Here is a 14,245-nt window from a genome sequence, read left to right on the forward strand (position 1 = left end):
AGCATGAGCGCCATCAATCATGCATTTAGACCCTGGCTCCCAGGATTTCAGGCGGATCGAACGCGGTGATCGGGGGCACTTCGCCGTGCCACTTCTCGACTTCAACCGTGACCGTCTGCGCCGAACAGCCCTGGGACAGACTCGACGCGCCGACATCTTCAGTCAGCACATTCGGATTGCCGTGCTTCTCCAGGCTATTCGCCTGCCCCTTCGCCAACGGATCAAACCAGGCGCCGGTGGCGATCTGCACCACGCCCGGGCGAATGGTGTCTGACACAATCACCCCCGCCAGAAATGCACCTCGATCATTGAACACCCTGACCACCTCCCCCTCGGCAATCCCGCGCGCCAAGGCGTCCTGCCGGTTGATCGTCAACGGCTCCCGCCCCTGAATTTTCGAGGCCTGGCTGTACGCACCGTGGTCGTATTGGCTGTGCAGGCGCGTCTTCGGCTGATTCGATAGCAGATGCAGGGGCAGCGGCTGGGCGGGCTTGTCCAGCCATACGGGATGGCCGGGGCAATCGGCGTAACCAAAGCCTGCGATCGTCTCACTGAAAACCTCGATCTTGCCCGACGGCGTCTGTAGCGGATCCCCCTGCGGGTCGTCACGAAACGCCTTGAGCAGCACCGTATCGTCTGGCGGGTAATCCACCTCAAAGACACCTTCGCGCCAGAACTCCTCAAAATCGGGCAGCTCGATGGCGAAGCTTCCGGCCCGTGATCGCGACTCTTCATACAACAAGCGCAGCCATTGACCGGCGTCACGGCCCTCGGTAAACACCTGCATGCAGTCGAGCCGACGGGACAGCTCGGCGAAGATCGCATAATCATCCCGCGCCTCCCCCACTGGCTCGATCGCCTTGTGCATGGCGATCATGTAGCGGTCCGACGCCGCGCTGCCGATGTCATCCCGCTCCAGTGCGGTCGTGGCCGGCAGTACGATATCGGCGTGTTTGGCCTGAGCGGTCCAGAATTGCTCGTGAACGATGATGGTTTCCGGACGCTGCCAGGCGTGCAGCAGTCGATTGATGTCCTGGTGATGGTGGAAGATGTTACCGCCAGCCCAGTACACCAGCCGAATGTGCGGATAGTGATACCGCTTGCCGTTGTAATCAAAAGCCTCGCCGGGATTGAGCAGCATGTCGGTGATCCGCGCCACCGGAATGAAATCCTTGACCGGGTTCACGCCCTGGGAAAAGCGCGGCCCGGAAAACGCCTTGCGCCCGCTGCCGGTGTTGTTCATGCAACCATAACCCAGACCGAAGCCGCCACCGGGCAGACCGATCTGCCCGAGCATCGCCGACAGGGTCACGGTCATCCAGAACGGTTGCTCGCCGAACTGCGCCCGCTGCAGCGAATAGGCGACGTTGATCATCGTGCGCTTGCCGGCCATTTCCCGCGCGAGGCTGACAATCCGTTGGGCCGGAATATCAGTCAGGGCCGCAGCCCACTCCGGCGTCTTCGCCACACCATCCACGGCGCCGAGCAGATATTCGATGAAGCGCTCATGCCCCACCGTGTAGCGACGCAGAAAATCCGTGTTGTGCAGCCCTTCGTCCACCAGCACCCAGCACAGCGCCATCATCAGCGCAGTGTCGCTGCCGGGCCGGACGGCGAGCCATTCATTGCGTTCCGATCCGGTTAAATCATCACGCAGCGGGCTGACATTGACGAACTGCACGCCGGCATCCGACATCCTGCGAATGCCGTTGCTGACCAGATGATCGCTGGCGCCGCCGGGACTGCACTGGGCGTTCTTCAACGGCAAGCCGCCGAAAGCGACGAACAGCTCGCAATGCTCCGCGAGATTCCGCCAGGACGTATGCGCCGCCAGCAGCCAGTCCATATTGCCGACGATGTGCGGCATCAACACCCGGCCGGCGCCGAGGCTGTAACTGTCGACGCTGTACACGTAGCCGCCATAGCTGTTGAGGAAACGGTGCAGCTGACTCTGGGCGTGATGAAAACGCCCCGCGCTGCCCCAGCCATAGCTGCCGCCGAAAATAGCCTTATTGCCGTGCTCGCCCTTCACCCGCGACAACTCAGTGGCGACCAGATCCAGCGCAACGTCCCACGGCACCTCGACAAAGGCTTCGTTGCCGCGCAGGTGCGGGTCGCGTAGGGCCGGATGATCGTTGAAGCGCTCAAGAAAACTGCGGCGCACGGCCGGCCGACGGATACGCGTGGCAGAGTCGATGGCGCCGGGGATGGATAAACCGATCGGCGAAGGGTCCGCGTCCCACTCTACCGGGTCCATGGCCTGCAGACGTCCGTCAACAACGCGCGGACGGTAAGCGCCCCAATGCAACGAGGTGAAACTCATGGGTGAATGCTCCAGCAGGTAGGCCTGTGCGATGACTGCCGTGATCGATCAACGCGCCGTTTGTGCCAACGCGTCAGCCCCGGCTTCGAGCGCCGAGGCAAAGGAGTCGTCGAATACAGTGCCAGCAGGATAGGATTTCGTCAGCCCGGCGGCGTTGAAAAAGTCGATGGTCTGCTGCGCCTGGGTGATGACCTGGGGCGAAATCGGCAGCACCACCGTCGCCGAACGCTCAAACCAGCCGCGCGCCACTGCAGGATCGGCCTTGGAAAGGACGGCCCAGGCGTTGGCGTACGTGTCAGTGTTTTGCTTGTTGGCGACCGACCAGGCCCGAGCCTTCTGCAGGCGCTGGAGAAAGTCAGTGATCTCTGGGCGCTTGTCTTTGATCGAGCGGTCATTGGCAACAACAAAGCTCTGCGCCGGGATCAGGTTTTGCGCAGTGGTGATCACCCGCCCGCCCTGCCGTTCCTGTTGAATCACGTAGGGATCCCATGTCGCGATGGCGTCGACCGAGCCGCCGTCCAGGGCGTGAGAAGCATCCAGCGCACTCAGATATCGATATTCCACCGCATCCCGCGCGATGCCGGCCTTGTCCAGCGCGGTCAGCATCAGTTGCTGGCTCCACGAACCCTTCCAGATCGCCACCCGCTTGCCTTTAAGGTCCGCCACCGTTTTGATGGGCGAATCCTTGCCGACCACGATCGCCACACCCGCCAGGTTCTGCCGGGAAACCCCAATCACCTTGATCGGCGCCCCCAACGCGCCGAGAAACAGCACGGGGGCATCACCCAGCAGTCCGACGTCGAGGCTGCCTGCGTTGAGCGCTTCCGCCACAGGCGAGCCGGCAGTGAACTGCTTCCACTCCAGCGTGTAAGGCAAATCGTCGAGAACGCCGGCGGCTTCCATGACGGTCCGGGCGCCATAGCTTTGGTCGCCCACGACCAGTTCTGCGGCATGCACCGCGGTGAGGGAGCCGCTGAATAAAAGAAGGGACAACACAGGACGCAGCAGAAAGGATTTGATCGACACAGGCAATCTCCGGGGAGGCTCCATCGGAACCGGGATCATGAAATGAGCGCCGGTCCGCCTGTGCGGTAGCCGATTCTTGGGCCTGCGCTGGTTCACCCAGCATCAGGCATCAGAACCATAGCATCGAACGTTATATTAAATAAATTCAATATAGTTATATGGAAATATGCGGAATATGCAGGACGAGATTCACCAGCAGCGGGCGTTTGATATAAATCGAACACACACAAAAACGCCGCTCTGTTGAGCGGCGTTTTTGAGAATTTGGAGCGGGAAACGAGACTCGAACTCGCGACCCCGACCTTGGCAAGGTCGTGCTCTACCAACTGAGCTATTCCCGCAAATGGCGTCCCCTAGGGGACTCGAACCCCTGTTACCGCCGTGAAAGGGCGGTGTCCTAGGCCACTAGACGAAGGGGACACAGCCTGGAAACACCATGGTGTTGTGTTCCAGTTCCAGAAACACATCCGAAGATGCTTCCTGGTTTCACTCAACTTCGCCCGAAAGCAAAGCTGCTTAAAAATGGAGCGGGAAACGAGACTCGAACTCGCGACCCCGACCTTGGCAAGGTCGTGCTCTACCAACTGAGCTATTCCCGCAATGGCGTCCCCTAGGGGACTCGAACCCCTGTTACCGCCGTGAAAGGGCGGTGTCCTAGGCCACTAGACGAAGGGGACACGCTACAACATTCACTGCCTGCTACGCTCTGCTGTGTGCTTTACGCTGCAAGTGGCGCGCATTCTATGGATGGATATAGGGGTCGTCAACCCCTCAGTGAAAATATATTCAAATCAATGACTTCGCCCTCTATTTAAGCAATGTGCGGCCGATACACAGGTGTCAGCCGCCGTGGCCTAAATCTGGCGAAGTGACAGGACCACCTTCCCGCGATAGTGGATAGCCACTACACTCGCGCAAATTACTTGACTGAGGCTTGTGCGGTGACACCACTCATTATCACCCTGTTCGTCGTAGCAGGCATCGTGCTCCTCATAGCCGTCGGCTACTTGAATCATGTCGCAGAGGGCAAAAAGGTCGAGCGTGCGCGAGGTCTCGTCGAGCTCAATGACCGGCTGCGTCGCTGCAGCGAGCTGTCCGAAACCTTCCCCGGTCAGTTGATGACACCGGCGCTCAAGCTGCTGCTGGTTCGCCTTGAGCTGAACGTGGTCAAGCGTCTGCTGGCGCTGGAAAAGAGGAACAACCCGAACCTTCAGGAACGCCAGGCTGAGCTGGAAGCGCTGGTGGCCCAGGGTGACGCGATCACGGTCAGCAACCCGGCCAGCCCGATTCAGACCGAAGCCAAGGCCAAGGACGTGCGCTTTCTCCTGGAAGCCATGCATGGCCAGGTCACGCGGGCGGCCCACGATGGTTTCCTGCAAACCGCTGAAGCCAAACACTGGATTCGCGAGATCCGTAACTTGCTGGTGCTGCTGCACATCGAGTTCTTCAACAACCTCGGCCAGCACGCGATGAGTCAGGAACAGCCCGGCCAAGCCCGTCTGGCCTTCGAGCGCGGCGTTCAATACCTGAAAAACCAGCCTGAACCCGCACCTTGGAAAGCCCACCTGCAGGCCATGGAACGGCAGCTGGCCAAGGCCAACTCCATGGTGCTGGACACCATCGCACCGACTGAAGACGACAATAACGAGCTGACCGAAGGCTTGAGAGTCGTGGACGCCGACGCCGAATGGAAAAAGAAAGCCATCTACGACTGATGGCTTAAACCTGACGCACCGCGCGGTGCGTCAGGGCTTCATCTCAGCAATCGGTCGATTTCAAGAAGATCGCCGCCAGCCGCTCAATCCCCGCCTGATCTTCCTCGCTGAAGCGCCCGACACTCGGGCTGTCCAGATCCAGAACGCCAATCAGCTTTCCGTCCTTTATCAAAGGCACCACCACCTCGCTATTGGAAGCACTGTCGCAGGCGATGTGTCCGGGAAACTCATGGACATCGTGCACGCGCTGGGTTTCGCGGCTCTGTGCCGCCGTGCCGCAGACGCCCTTGCCGAACGGAATGCGCACGCAGGCGATCTGGCCCTGGAACGGACCCAGCACCAGCTCTTCGTTGCGATTGAGGTAGAAGCCTGCCCAGTTCAGGTCGTCGAGCTGGGTATAAAGGAAAGCCGAGAACTGCGCAGCGTTGGCGATGAAATCGCGCTCGTCCGCCAGCAGGGATTCCAGTTGTGCAGCGAGCAGGCGGTAGCCATCAAGCCCCTCGCCTGCGGAATTCAAATCGATCATGCGTCTTGCTCCAGCATTTTCAAACCAACCCAGTAGCGGGCGAACTGATACGCGCAACGACCGTTGCGGTTGCCGCGGCCGGTCGCCCAGCGCACGGCGTGAATCTCAAGGGCTTCATCACGCTGCCATTGCAAGCCGGCCTTGGTCGCCAGCTCGCCGATCCAGTGCTCCACCACATCCAGGAAATGCTCCTGGGTGAAGGGATAGAAAGACAGCCATAGACCAAAGCGGTCCGACAGCGCGATCTTGTCCTCCACGGCTTCACTCGGGTGAATCTCGCCGTCGTCACCGCGCTGCCAGTGAGCATTGTCGCTCTCCTTTTCCGGCACGAGGTGGCGGCGATTGGACGTGGCGTACAGCAGGACGTTGTCCGGCGCCTGTTCCAGCGAGCCGTCGAGCACGCTCTTCAGCACCCGGTAGTCGCCTTCGCCGGATTCGAACGACAGGTCATCGCAGAACAATACAAAGCGCTGCGGCAATTTCTGCAGCTGCTCGACCACACGCGGCAGATCCCCCAGATGATCCCGCTCGATCTCGATCAGGCGCAGACCGGCTTTGGCGTGCTCGGCGAGCAACGCCCGGACCAGTGACGATTTGCCCGTGCCACGGGAACCCCAGAGCAACGCGTGGTTGGCGGGCAGCCCGTCGATGAACTGTTGCGTGTTGCGGCCCAGTTGCTCACGCTGGCGGTCAACGCCAATGAGGTCGGACAGGCGCATGTCCAGGGTGACCTCGAGCGGCATCAGGTAACCGACACGGCCTTCGCGCACCCAGCGCGCCGCCAGCGTTGTATCCCAGTCCACGGGCTGTCGCACGGCAGGCAGCAGAGGTTCGAGACGCGCCAGCACCGACTCGGCGCGCTCCAGAAATGCGTTCAATCGAGAATCCACGGTTTCTCCTTGATTTAACGGGTTAACGCCCGGTCGCGATCAGCTATGCTTGCCACGCGACGGACACGAGAAGTGACAATGCCTTTATGGATATAGCGATCACCCACAGGCTGTCATTCAAACAGGCCCGTCTGACTGTGCTGATCGGCTTTGTATTGGGCACGCTGCTCAGTCTGTCTCAAATTGCGCTCGATTATGCCAGCGAAGACGCGTCCATCGATCGTGAAATTCGCTCCTTGCTGCAAATCAGTCACAACCCCGCCTCGCGCATTGCCTACAACCTCGACGCAGAACTGGCGCAGGAGCTGACCCTCGGCCTGCTGCACTCACCGGCCGTGGTCGGCGCGCGCCTGACCGATAACAACAACGTTCAGCTCGCTGCCGTGTCGCGACCGTTGGCGAACAGCGCCTACCGGATGGTCAGTGACTTCCTGTTCGGCGGCAGCCGGCAGTTCGAAGACGTGCTGCACCTGGACCACATACCCAATGAGTCCATCGGCGTCTTGCACCTGGACGTCGACACCTTCGCTTTCGGCAGCCATTTTCTGCAGCGCGCCGGGATCACACTGATCAACGGTTTCGTGCGCAGCCTGGTGCTGGCCGGCCTGTTGCTGGCGCTGTTTTACTTCACCCTGACCAAACCGCTGACGGGCATGATCCGTGCGCTCTCGGAACGGGATCCGCGCAGCCCCGTTCAACCCCCGCTGCCCTGCCCGCGCGGCCATGAGCATGACGAAATCGGCGTGCTGGTGGCGGTCACGAATCGGCAGTTCGAGAGCGTGGCCAGTGAGTTCGCGCGGCGGCGGGAAGCGGAAAACCGGCTCACCGACCACCTCAACGAACTGGAAGACATCGTCTCCGCGCGGACCAACCAGCTTGAAGCCAGCAACGCCCGGCTCAGCCAGTCCAACGAAGAACTGCAGATCGCGCGCAGCACGGCGCTGGACATGGCCCACGCGCGCTCAGCCTTTCTGGCCCATATGAGCCATGAAATACGCACGCCCCTCAATGGCTTGTTGGGCATGCTGGCCCTGTCCCTCGATGGCCCGCTGAGTGCAGAACAGCGCCAGCAGCTGTCCATTGCCCACGACTCGGGCAAGGTGTTGGTCGAACTGCTCAACGACATTCTCGACCTGTCGAAATTTGATGCCGGTCAGGTGGAGCTTGAGCGCATTCCGTTCGATCTGGCGGCCTTGATCGAAGACACCGCCAGCCTGCTGTCGCAGAACGCGGCGCCGAATGTCGAGCTGACCTGCCTGATCGACCCGCGTTTCCCGGCGTCCGTGCTGGGTGACCCGACCCGGGTGCGCCAGATCGTCAGCAACCTGCTCTCGAACGCCCTCAAGTTCACCCGGGCAGGGCGCGTGGATGTGCGCCTGGGTCAACATGGCGAGCACATGCGTATCGAGGTGTGCGACACCGGCATCGGTATCGCGCAGGACGCTCAGGCGAAAATCTTCCAGCCATTCACCCAGGCCGAAGCGGCGATCACCCGGCAGTACGGCGGCACCGGTCTGGGCCTGACCCTGACCCACAACCTGACCGATGCCATGAACGGGCAATTGAGTATCGAGTCCACCCTTGGCGTTGGCAGCCGCTTCCGCGTGGACCTGCCGCTGCCGGCACACACGCCGGCGCTGCAATGGCCGCTGCTGAAAGGCAAAGTGCTGGTCGCCAGCGATGCGGGCAGCGGATTACTGGAAATGTTGAGCCGAGTGCTGCCGGAATGGGGCGTTACCTGCCAGCACCTTGAGGAAGACGCACCACCCGACTGCGACGCGGACTTGCTCATCACCGATTGCCCGCAATGCCTGGTGGCCATCCGCGAGGCGTGCACGGTGCCGGTGTTGCTGGTGACGGCGTACGGCAATTTCATGCCCGGCGAGCAAGTTGCGGCCCTGGCACCGCTGCAGCAGCAGGCGCGGCCGTTACCGCGCTACGTGCTGCATCAGAGCCTGGCGCGCATTCTGGATGCCGACGGCCAGGCGGGCAGCAGCCACGAACAGGTCGCCCCCTCACCCACCCATCGGGCGCGTATCCTGCTGGTGGAGGACAACCCGGTTAATCAACTGGTAGCGAAAGGCATGCTGGGCAAGCTCGGTTGCGAGGTCATCGTCAGCAGCAACGGCGCCGAAGCGCTGCAACAGCTTGAGCAGGACCACTTCGATCTGGTGCTGATGGACTGCAACATGCCCGTGATGAACGGCTATGACGCCACCCGTTGCATTCGGAAAAACGGACGTTGGTCGGACCTGCCGATCATCGCACTGACGGCCAACGCGATGCCCGAAGAGCGCGAACACTGCAAGGCCGCGGGCATGAGCGACTACCTGGCCAAGCCGTTTCGTCGCGAGGAATTGATGGCGTTGCTTGATCAGTGGATCCCCGTGGAACAGCCGCACTGAAAGCGGCTTCGATCAACCAGCTGTTTGTTCTTTCAGCAGCGCGTCGATGTCGGCCTTGATGTCTTCCGGCTTGGTCAATGGGGCGTAACGCTTGACCAGCTTGCCGTCGCGACCTACCAGGAACTTGGTGAAATTCCACTTGATGCCTTCCGAACCCAGCAAGCCCGGCGCGCGCTTCTTGAGCTGCACGAACAGCGGGTGGGCATGGCTGCCGTTGACGTCGATCTTCTTGAACAGCGGGAAGGTTACCCCGTAGTTCAGTTCGCAAAAGTCGGAAATCGCCCCTTCGTTGCCGGGCTCCTGTTTGCCGAACTGGTTGCATGGAAAGCCCAGCACCACCAGCCCGCGATCCTTGTAGCCCTGCCACAACTCCTCAAGACCCTTGTACTGCGGCGTGAAACCGCACTTGCTGGCAGTGTTCACCACCAATACCGCCTTGCCGCCGAAATCAGCGAGGGTCTTTTGTTCGCCCTTGATCGTTTGCACCGGAATGTTCAGCAGTTCGTCGCTCATGGGGATGCCTCGGAAGTGGTAAACCGCAACGCTAGCGCGCCATTGTCTGGCGCGCTATCCCATTGTTGCCGCTGATAGGCCTGCATCAGGCGCCGCGTGGCACCAGCTCCAGGCACACGGAGTTGATGCAATAGCGCAGACCGGTAGGCGCCGGGCCGTCCGGGAACACGTGACCGAGGTGAGCATCGCATTTACTGCAGACCACTTCAGTGCGAATCATGCCGTGACTGACATCGCGCACTTCGACCACGGCGCTGCCTTCCAGCGGCGCGTAGAAGCTCGGCCAGCCGCAACCCGAATCGAACTTGGTCTCCGAATCAAACAGGGGCTCGTTGCAGCAGATGCAGTGGTAAACGCCGTCGGTCTTGGTCTCGTTGTATTTACCGCTGAATGGGCGCTCGGTGCCCTTTAGCCGGCAGACGTTGTACTGCTCCGGATCGAGCATCGCTTTCCATTCTTCAAGGGTTTTATCCAGCTTAGCCACGGGTAGACCTCCGTAAATGAAAAAGCCCGATCTGCGTCTTTTCCACGGATCGGGTGGCACGTATGATTGCGCCTTCGTTGGACGCCAGTCTGTCACCCGCGTTTCTCGCGTACAAACCCATTTTGATGGCGTCATGCTCAGCGGTCTGCGCATCTTCACACAGCGGGCCGTCTCTTTTCGGGACCAATCACCATGCAGTTCAGCAAATCGAACAAGCTCGCCAACGTCTGCTACGACATTCGCGGGCCGGTGCTCAAGCACGCCAAGCGCCTGGAAGAGGAAGGCCATCGCATCCTCAAGCTGAACATCGGTAACCCGGCGCCGTTTGGTTTCGAGGCGCCGGACGAAATTCTGCAGGACGTCATCCGCAACCTGCCCATGGCCCAGGGCTACAGCGATTCAAAAGGCCTGTTCAGCGCGCGCAAGGCGGTGATGCAGTACTACCAGCAGAAGCAGGTTGAAGGTGTCGGCATCGAAGACATCTATCTGGGCAACGGCGTCTCCGAACTGATTGTGATGTCGATGCAGGCCCTGCTCAACAACGGCGATGAAGTGCTGGTGCCGGCTCCGGACTACCCGCTGTGGACCGCCGCCGTGGCGTTGTCGGGCGGCAACCCGGTGCATTATCTGTGCGACGAGCAGGCCAACTGGTGGCCTGATCTGGAGGACATGAAGGCCAAGATCACGCCGAACACCAAAGCCATGGTCATCATTAACCCGAACAACCCGACCGGCGCCGTTTATTCCCGCGAAGTATTGCTGGGGATGCTGGAGATTGCCCGTCAGCACAATCTGGTGGTCTTCTCCGACGAAATCTACGACAAGATTCTCTACGACGACGCCGTGCACATTTGCACCGCCTCGCTGGCACCGGACCTGCTGTGCCTGACCTTCAACGGGCTGTCGAAGTCCTACCGCGTGGCGGGTTTCCGCTCCGGCTGGATCGCGATTTCCGGGCCCAAGCACAACGCGCAGAGCTACATCGAAGGCATCGACATTCTGGCGAACATGCGCCTGTGTGCCAACGTGCCGAGTCAGCACGCGATCCAGACCGCGCTAGGCGGCTATCAGAGCATCAATGACCTGATCCTGCCGCCGGGCCGTCTGCTGGAACAACGCAACCGGACCTGGGAATTGCTCAACGACATTCCGGGTGTCAGCTGCGTGAAGCCGATGGGTGCGCTGTACGCCTTCCCGCGCATCGACCCGAAGGTCTGCCCGATCCACAACGACGAGAAGTTCGCGCTGGACCTGCTGCTGTCGGAAAAGCTGTTGATCGTTCAGGGCACGGCGTTCAACTGGCCGTGGCCGGACCACTTCCGCGTGGTGACGCTGCCGCGTGTGGACGATCTGGAACAGGCCATTGGCCGGATCGGCAACTTCCTGAAGACCTACAAGCAGTAAAGCTGCTTGCTGCAGAGCCGGCTTGCGGGTGCCCCCCCGCAAGCCGACTCCGGCCGATTTGAGCGCAATTGCCGTGGCCTCACTCTCTCGCCGATGACACTTATCGCCGAGGCGACACCAAACGACACAGTTTGAAATGATCGCCCGGTTGAATACGCCCCGACATCACCTTATATACCCCCGCAGTACGTTACATATTCTTCCCGAGGAGACACTCTTAACCATGATGCGCATTTTGCTGTTTTTGGCCACTAACCTTGCGGTCGTGCTGATTGCCAGCATCACCCTGAGCCTTTTTGGCTTCAACGGGTTCATGGCGGCCAACGGGGTTGATCTGAACCTCAATCAGCTGCTGATCTTCTGCGCCGTGTTCGGTTTTGCCGGTTCGCTGTTCTCTCTGTTCATCTCCAAATGGATGGCGAAGATGAGCACGGGCACCGAAATCATCACCCAACCCCGCACCCGCCATGAGCAATGGCTGCTGCAGACCGTGGAACAACTGTCTCGCGATGCGGGCATCAAGATGCCGGAAGTGGGTATTTTCCCCGCCTACGAGGCCAACGCCTTTGCCACCGGCTGGAACAAGAACGACGCGTTGGTCGCGGTCAGTCAGGGCCTGCTGGAGCGTTTTTCGCCCGATGAAGTGAAGGCGGTGCTGGCTCACGAGATCGGTCACGTGGCCAACGGCGACATGGTGACGCTGGCGCTGGTCCAGGGCGTGGTCAACACCTTCGTCATGTTCTTCGCGCGGATCATCGGCAACTTCGTCGACAAGGTGATCTTCAAGAATGAAGAAGGCCGTGGCATCGCGTTCTATATCGCGACCATCTTCGCTGAAATCGTGCTCGGCTTCCTCGCCAGCGCCATCGTCATGTGGTTCTCGCGCAAGCGTGAATACCGCGCAGACGACGCCGGTGCCCGCTTGGCCGGTACGGGCGCGATGATCAGCGCGCTGCAGCGCCTACGCTCGGAACAGGGCGTTCCGGTGCAAATGCCTGAGAGCATGACGGCGTTCGGCATCAACGGTGGCTTGAAGCACGGCCTGGCCGGGCTGTTCATGAGCCACCCGCCGCTGGAAGAACGCATCGAGGCGCTTCGCCGTCGCGGTTGATTCCGTGATAGCTGGACGAGAAAGGGCGACGTGAAGTCGCCCTTTTCTTTTGCCTGTGGCAGATTTGTGCGCATATGCGGTCTGTAGGAGTGAGCTTGCTCACGAAGACGAATCCACATCCGCTGGATCTTTCAGCACTGGAGCCCAGTCGCTAGCCTGCCCCTTCCTTATCGCCGATACAGCCGATAGGCATATTCCATCAGGGATGTCGCGCCCGCCTGCTTGAACTTCACGCCCTGCTCCAGCACATCCAGATCCGCGACGCGCTTGACCCGCCAATCAGGGGACAACAGCTGGAGCACCTCTTCCTCATCCACTGAGAACGGCGGGCCGGCAATCAGCGACTGATCGTAATCCAGCGTCACCAACAAGCCGCAGGCATCTTTCGACAGCAAGTGATTGAGCTGTTTGACGTAACGCCAGCGCAAGTCCGGCGGCAGCGCAATCAGGGCGGCTCGGTCGTAGAATGCGGTGCAGTCGCCCACGTCTTCGGGATTTAGGGCAAAGAAGTCACCGCACCAGATATCGCAGCCCTCCGCACGATAAACCTTGAGCGCGCCACGCTCCTCGACCGTCGGCTGCAAACCGTTCTCGCTGAAGAATCCGGCCACCGCTATCTCAGACAATTCTGCGCCTACCACGTGAAAACCCTGGTTGAGCAGCCAGACCATGTCGATGCTTTTGCCGCACAACGGCACCAGCACGCGCTCCCCTGGCATGGCGGTGAGCTCTGGCCACAGGCGCAAGAGGTGCGAATTCACAGACGCCTGATTGAAACCGATCTGATTGATCGCCCAGCGCTCATGCCAAAAACGCGGCTCCATAGACACTCCTGATATCCCGATCAAAACGGACGAAAACTTATATTAGATTTAGATGGATGTACTGCCCGATCATGCCACTCACCTTATACGCTCAGGACACTGCAAATGCTGCCTAGCCTGTTCATTTCCCACGGCTCGCCCATGCTTGCCCTCGAACCGGGTGAGAGCGGGCCGGCGCTTGCGCGTCTGGCCGCCACCCTGCCGCGCCCCAAAGCCATCGTTATGGTCTCGGCGCACTGGGAAAGCAATGAACTGCTGGTCAACGGCAATCCCCAGCCGGAGACCTGGCATGACTTCGGCGGCTTCCCATCCGCACTTTTCGCCGTGCAGTACCCGGCGCCCGGCATGCCAGAGCTGACGCATCGCGTGCTGGAACTGCTGGCAGAGGCTGACCTGCCAGCGCGCATGAACACTCAACGGCCATTCGACCATGGCGTCTGGGTCCCCTTGTCGTTGATGTACCCGCAGGCGGACATTCCCATTGTGCAGGTCTCGCTGCCTACGCGCGGGGGCCCTGCCCTGCAGACGAATGTCGGGCAGGCGCTAAATGGACTGCGCGAGGAAAACGTTCTGCTGATCGGTTCTGGCAGCATCACCCATAACTTGCGAGAGCTGGACTGGCAGGCGGGACCTGAAAGCATCACGCCGTGGGCCCTGGCGTTCCGTGACTGGATGGTAGAAAAGCTGGCGGCCGATGATCTGAAAGCGCTGCACGATTACCGAAACCAGGCGCCCCAAGCCGTGCGCAACCACCCGACCGATGAACACCTTCTGCCGCTGTATTTCGCTCGGGCGGCGGGTGGGAAATTCAGCATTGAGCACCAGGGTTTCACCATGGGTGCGTTAGGGATGGACATCTATCGGTTTGGGTAAGTCGATCGACTCGACCTGGAATCTTAGGAATGGGCTATGACGCCCCGGTAGGACCGGCTTTAGCCGGGAATAGGCCAATTCAGGCGCCGTCAATCAGGTGGTGTGCCATCTGACGCCTTCCCGGCTAAAGCCGGTCCCACTGACATCAAAA

12 protein-coding genes and 4 tRNA genes are annotated in these 14,245 nt (G+C 60.5%); 5 read left to right on the forward strand and 11 right to left on the reverse strand.

What is annotated here, in order from left to right; translation table 11 throughout:
• Nucleotides 1–25 precede the first annotated feature (25 nt).
• From FX982_RS00310 to FX982_RS00335, 6 genes are all read right to left on the reverse strand, one after another.
• Nucleotides 26–2,323 (reverse strand): molybdopterin guanine dinucleotide-containing S/N-oxide reductase, encoded by a 2,298-nt coding sequence (locus FX982_RS00310; protein ID WP_172609209.1) that lies wholly within the window; start codon nucleotides 2,321–2,323, stop codon nucleotides 26–28.
• A gap of 48 nt (nucleotides 2,324–2,371) precedes the next feature.
• A complete protein-coding gene (locus tag FX982_RS00315) occupies nucleotides 2,372–3,319 on the reverse strand; it encodes an ABC transporter substrate-binding protein (RefSeq protein ID WP_254074956.1) in 948 nt (315 codons plus the stop codon).
• A gap of 295 nt (nucleotides 3,320–3,614) precedes the next feature.
• Nucleotides 3,615–3,690, reverse strand: a tRNA-Gly gene (locus FX982_RS00320).
• Between the two features lie 3 nt (nucleotides 3,691–3,693).
• Nucleotides 3,694–3,769: transfer RNA gene (locus FX982_RS00325), tRNA-Glu, on the reverse strand.
• Between the two features lie 103 nt (nucleotides 3,770–3,872).
• Nucleotides 3,873–3,948, reverse strand: a tRNA-Gly gene (locus FX982_RS00330).
• 2 nt (nucleotides 3,949–3,950) lie between these two features.
• Nucleotides 3,951–4,026, reverse strand: a tRNA-Glu gene (locus FX982_RS00335).
• A 264-nt stretch (nucleotides 4,027–4,290) separates the two neighbouring features.
• Between FX982_RS00335 and FX982_RS00340 the strand changes: the two genes are divergently transcribed.
• A complete protein-coding gene (locus FX982_RS00340) occupies nucleotides 4,291–5,064 on the forward strand; it encodes a hypothetical protein (protein ID WP_122535594.1) in 774 nt (257 codons plus the stop codon).
• Nucleotides 5,065–5,107: 43 nt separating this feature from the next.
• Here FX982_RS00340 and FX982_RS00345 read toward each other — a convergent pair whose 3' ends face one another.
• Nucleotides 5,108–5,590 carry a GAF domain-containing protein gene (locus FX982_RS00345; RefSeq protein WP_122623786.1) on the reverse strand — a complete coding sequence of 161 codons (483 nt, stop codon included), beginning with the start codon at nucleotides 5,588–5,590 and terminating at the stop codon, nucleotides 5,108–5,110.
• A complete protein-coding gene (locus FX982_RS00350) occupies nucleotides 5,587–6,480 on the reverse strand; it encodes an ATP-binding protein (protein ID WP_172609210.1) in 894 nt (297 codons plus the stop codon). Before FX982_RS00350 ends, FX982_RS00345 begins: the two co-directional genes overlap by 4 nt.
• An 86-nt stretch (nucleotides 6,481–6,566) precedes the next feature.
• Between FX982_RS00350 and FX982_RS00355 the strand changes: the two genes are divergently transcribed.
• The gene (locus FX982_RS00355) at nucleotides 6,567–8,885 is read left to right on the forward strand and encodes a hybrid sensor histidine kinase/response regulator (RefSeq protein ID WP_172609211.1); all 2,319 of its coding nucleotides are present in this window, start codon (nucleotides 6,567–6,569) and stop codon (nucleotides 8,883–8,885) included.
• Between the two features lie 12 nt (nucleotides 8,886–8,897).
• Here the strand turns inward: FX982_RS00355 and FX982_RS00360 are convergent, their stop codons facing one another.
• Nucleotides 8,898–9,398, reverse strand: coding sequence for a glutathione peroxidase (locus FX982_RS00360; RefSeq protein ID WP_172609212.1), 501 nt, complete (start codon nucleotides 9,396–9,398; stop codon nucleotides 8,898–8,900).
• Nucleotides 9,399–9,483: 85 nt separating this feature from the next.
• Nucleotides 9,484–9,882, reverse strand: coding sequence for a peptide-methionine (R)-S-oxide reductase MsrB (msrB, locus tag FX982_RS00365; protein WP_172609213.1), 399 nt, complete (start codon nucleotides 9,880–9,882; stop codon nucleotides 9,484–9,486).
• A 192-nt stretch (nucleotides 9,883–10,074) separates the two neighbouring features.
• Here msrB and FX982_RS00370 point away from each other — a divergent pair, with 192 nt between their 5' ends.
• Together FX982_RS00370 and htpX are read left to right on the forward strand one after the other, a co-directional pair.
• Nucleotides 10,075–11,286 carry a pyridoxal phosphate-dependent aminotransferase gene (locus FX982_RS00370; protein WP_122535600.1) on the forward strand — a complete coding sequence of 404 codons (1,212 nt, stop codon included), beginning with the start codon at nucleotides 10,075–10,077 and terminating at the stop codon, nucleotides 11,284–11,286.
• A 223-nt stretch (nucleotides 11,287–11,509) separates the two neighbouring features.
• Complete coding sequence (gene htpX, locus FX982_RS00375) at nucleotides 11,510–12,397, forward strand: protease HtpX (RefSeq protein ID WP_037011815.1); 888 nt, start codon at nucleotides 11,510–11,512, stop codon at nucleotides 12,395–12,397.
• A gap of 167 nt (nucleotides 12,398–12,564) precedes the next feature.
• Here htpX and FX982_RS00380 read toward each other — a convergent pair whose 3' ends face one another.
• Nucleotides 12,565–13,221 carry a thiopurine S-methyltransferase gene (locus FX982_RS00380; RefSeq protein WP_172609214.1) on the reverse strand — a complete coding sequence of 219 codons (657 nt, stop codon included), beginning with the start codon at nucleotides 13,219–13,221 and terminating at the stop codon, nucleotides 12,565–12,567.
• A 105-nt stretch (nucleotides 13,222–13,326) separates the two neighbouring features.
• On the opposite strand from FX982_RS00380, the gene FX982_RS00385 reads away from it, so the two are divergent.
• Nucleotides 13,327–14,094 carry a DODA-type extradiol aromatic ring-opening family dioxygenase gene (locus FX982_RS00385; RefSeq protein WP_172609215.1) on the forward strand — a complete coding sequence of 256 codons (768 nt, stop codon included), beginning with the start codon at nucleotides 13,327–13,329 and terminating at the stop codon, nucleotides 14,092–14,094.
• The last annotated feature ends 151 nt before the right edge of the window (nucleotides 14,095–14,245 follow it).

The sequence above is a fragment of the Pseudomonas graminis genome (assembly GCF_013201545.1).
Lineage (GTDB): Bacteria > Pseudomonadota > Gammaproteobacteria > Pseudomonadales > Pseudomonadaceae > Aquipseudomonas.

Bases quoted from the DNA above. Each gene is read 5' to 3' on its own strand.
- FX982_RS00310 (WP_172609209.1), bottom strand. From the start codon at position 2,323: ATGAGTTTCACCTCGTTGCATTGGGGCGCTTACCGTCCGCGCGTTGTT.
- FX982_RS00345 (WP_122623786.1), bottom strand. From the start codon at position 5,590: ATGATCGATTTGAATTCCGCAGGCGAGGGGCTTGATGGCTACCGCCTG.
- FX982_RS00355 (WP_172609211.1), top strand. From the start codon at position 6,567: ATGGATATAGCGATCACCCACAGGCTGTCATTCAAACAGGCCCGTCTG.
- FX982_RS00360 (WP_172609212.1), bottom strand. From the start codon at position 9,398: ATGAGCGACGAACTGCTGAACATTCCGGTGCAAACGATCAAGGGCGAA.
- FX982_RS00370 (WP_122535600.1), top strand. From the start codon at position 10,075: ATGCAGTTCAGCAAATCGAACAAGCTCGCCAACGTCTGCTACGACATT.
- htpX (WP_037011815.1), top strand. From the start codon at position 11,510: ATGATGCGCATTTTGCTGTTTTTGGCCACTAACCTTGCGGTCGTGCTG.
- FX982_RS00380 (WP_172609214.1), bottom strand. From the start codon at position 13,221: ATGGAGCCGCGTTTTTGGCATGAGCGCTGGGCGATCAATCAGATCGGT.
- FX982_RS00385 (WP_172609215.1), top strand. From the start codon at position 13,327: ATGCTGCCTAGCCTGTTCATTTCCCACGGCTCGCCCATGCTTGCCCTC.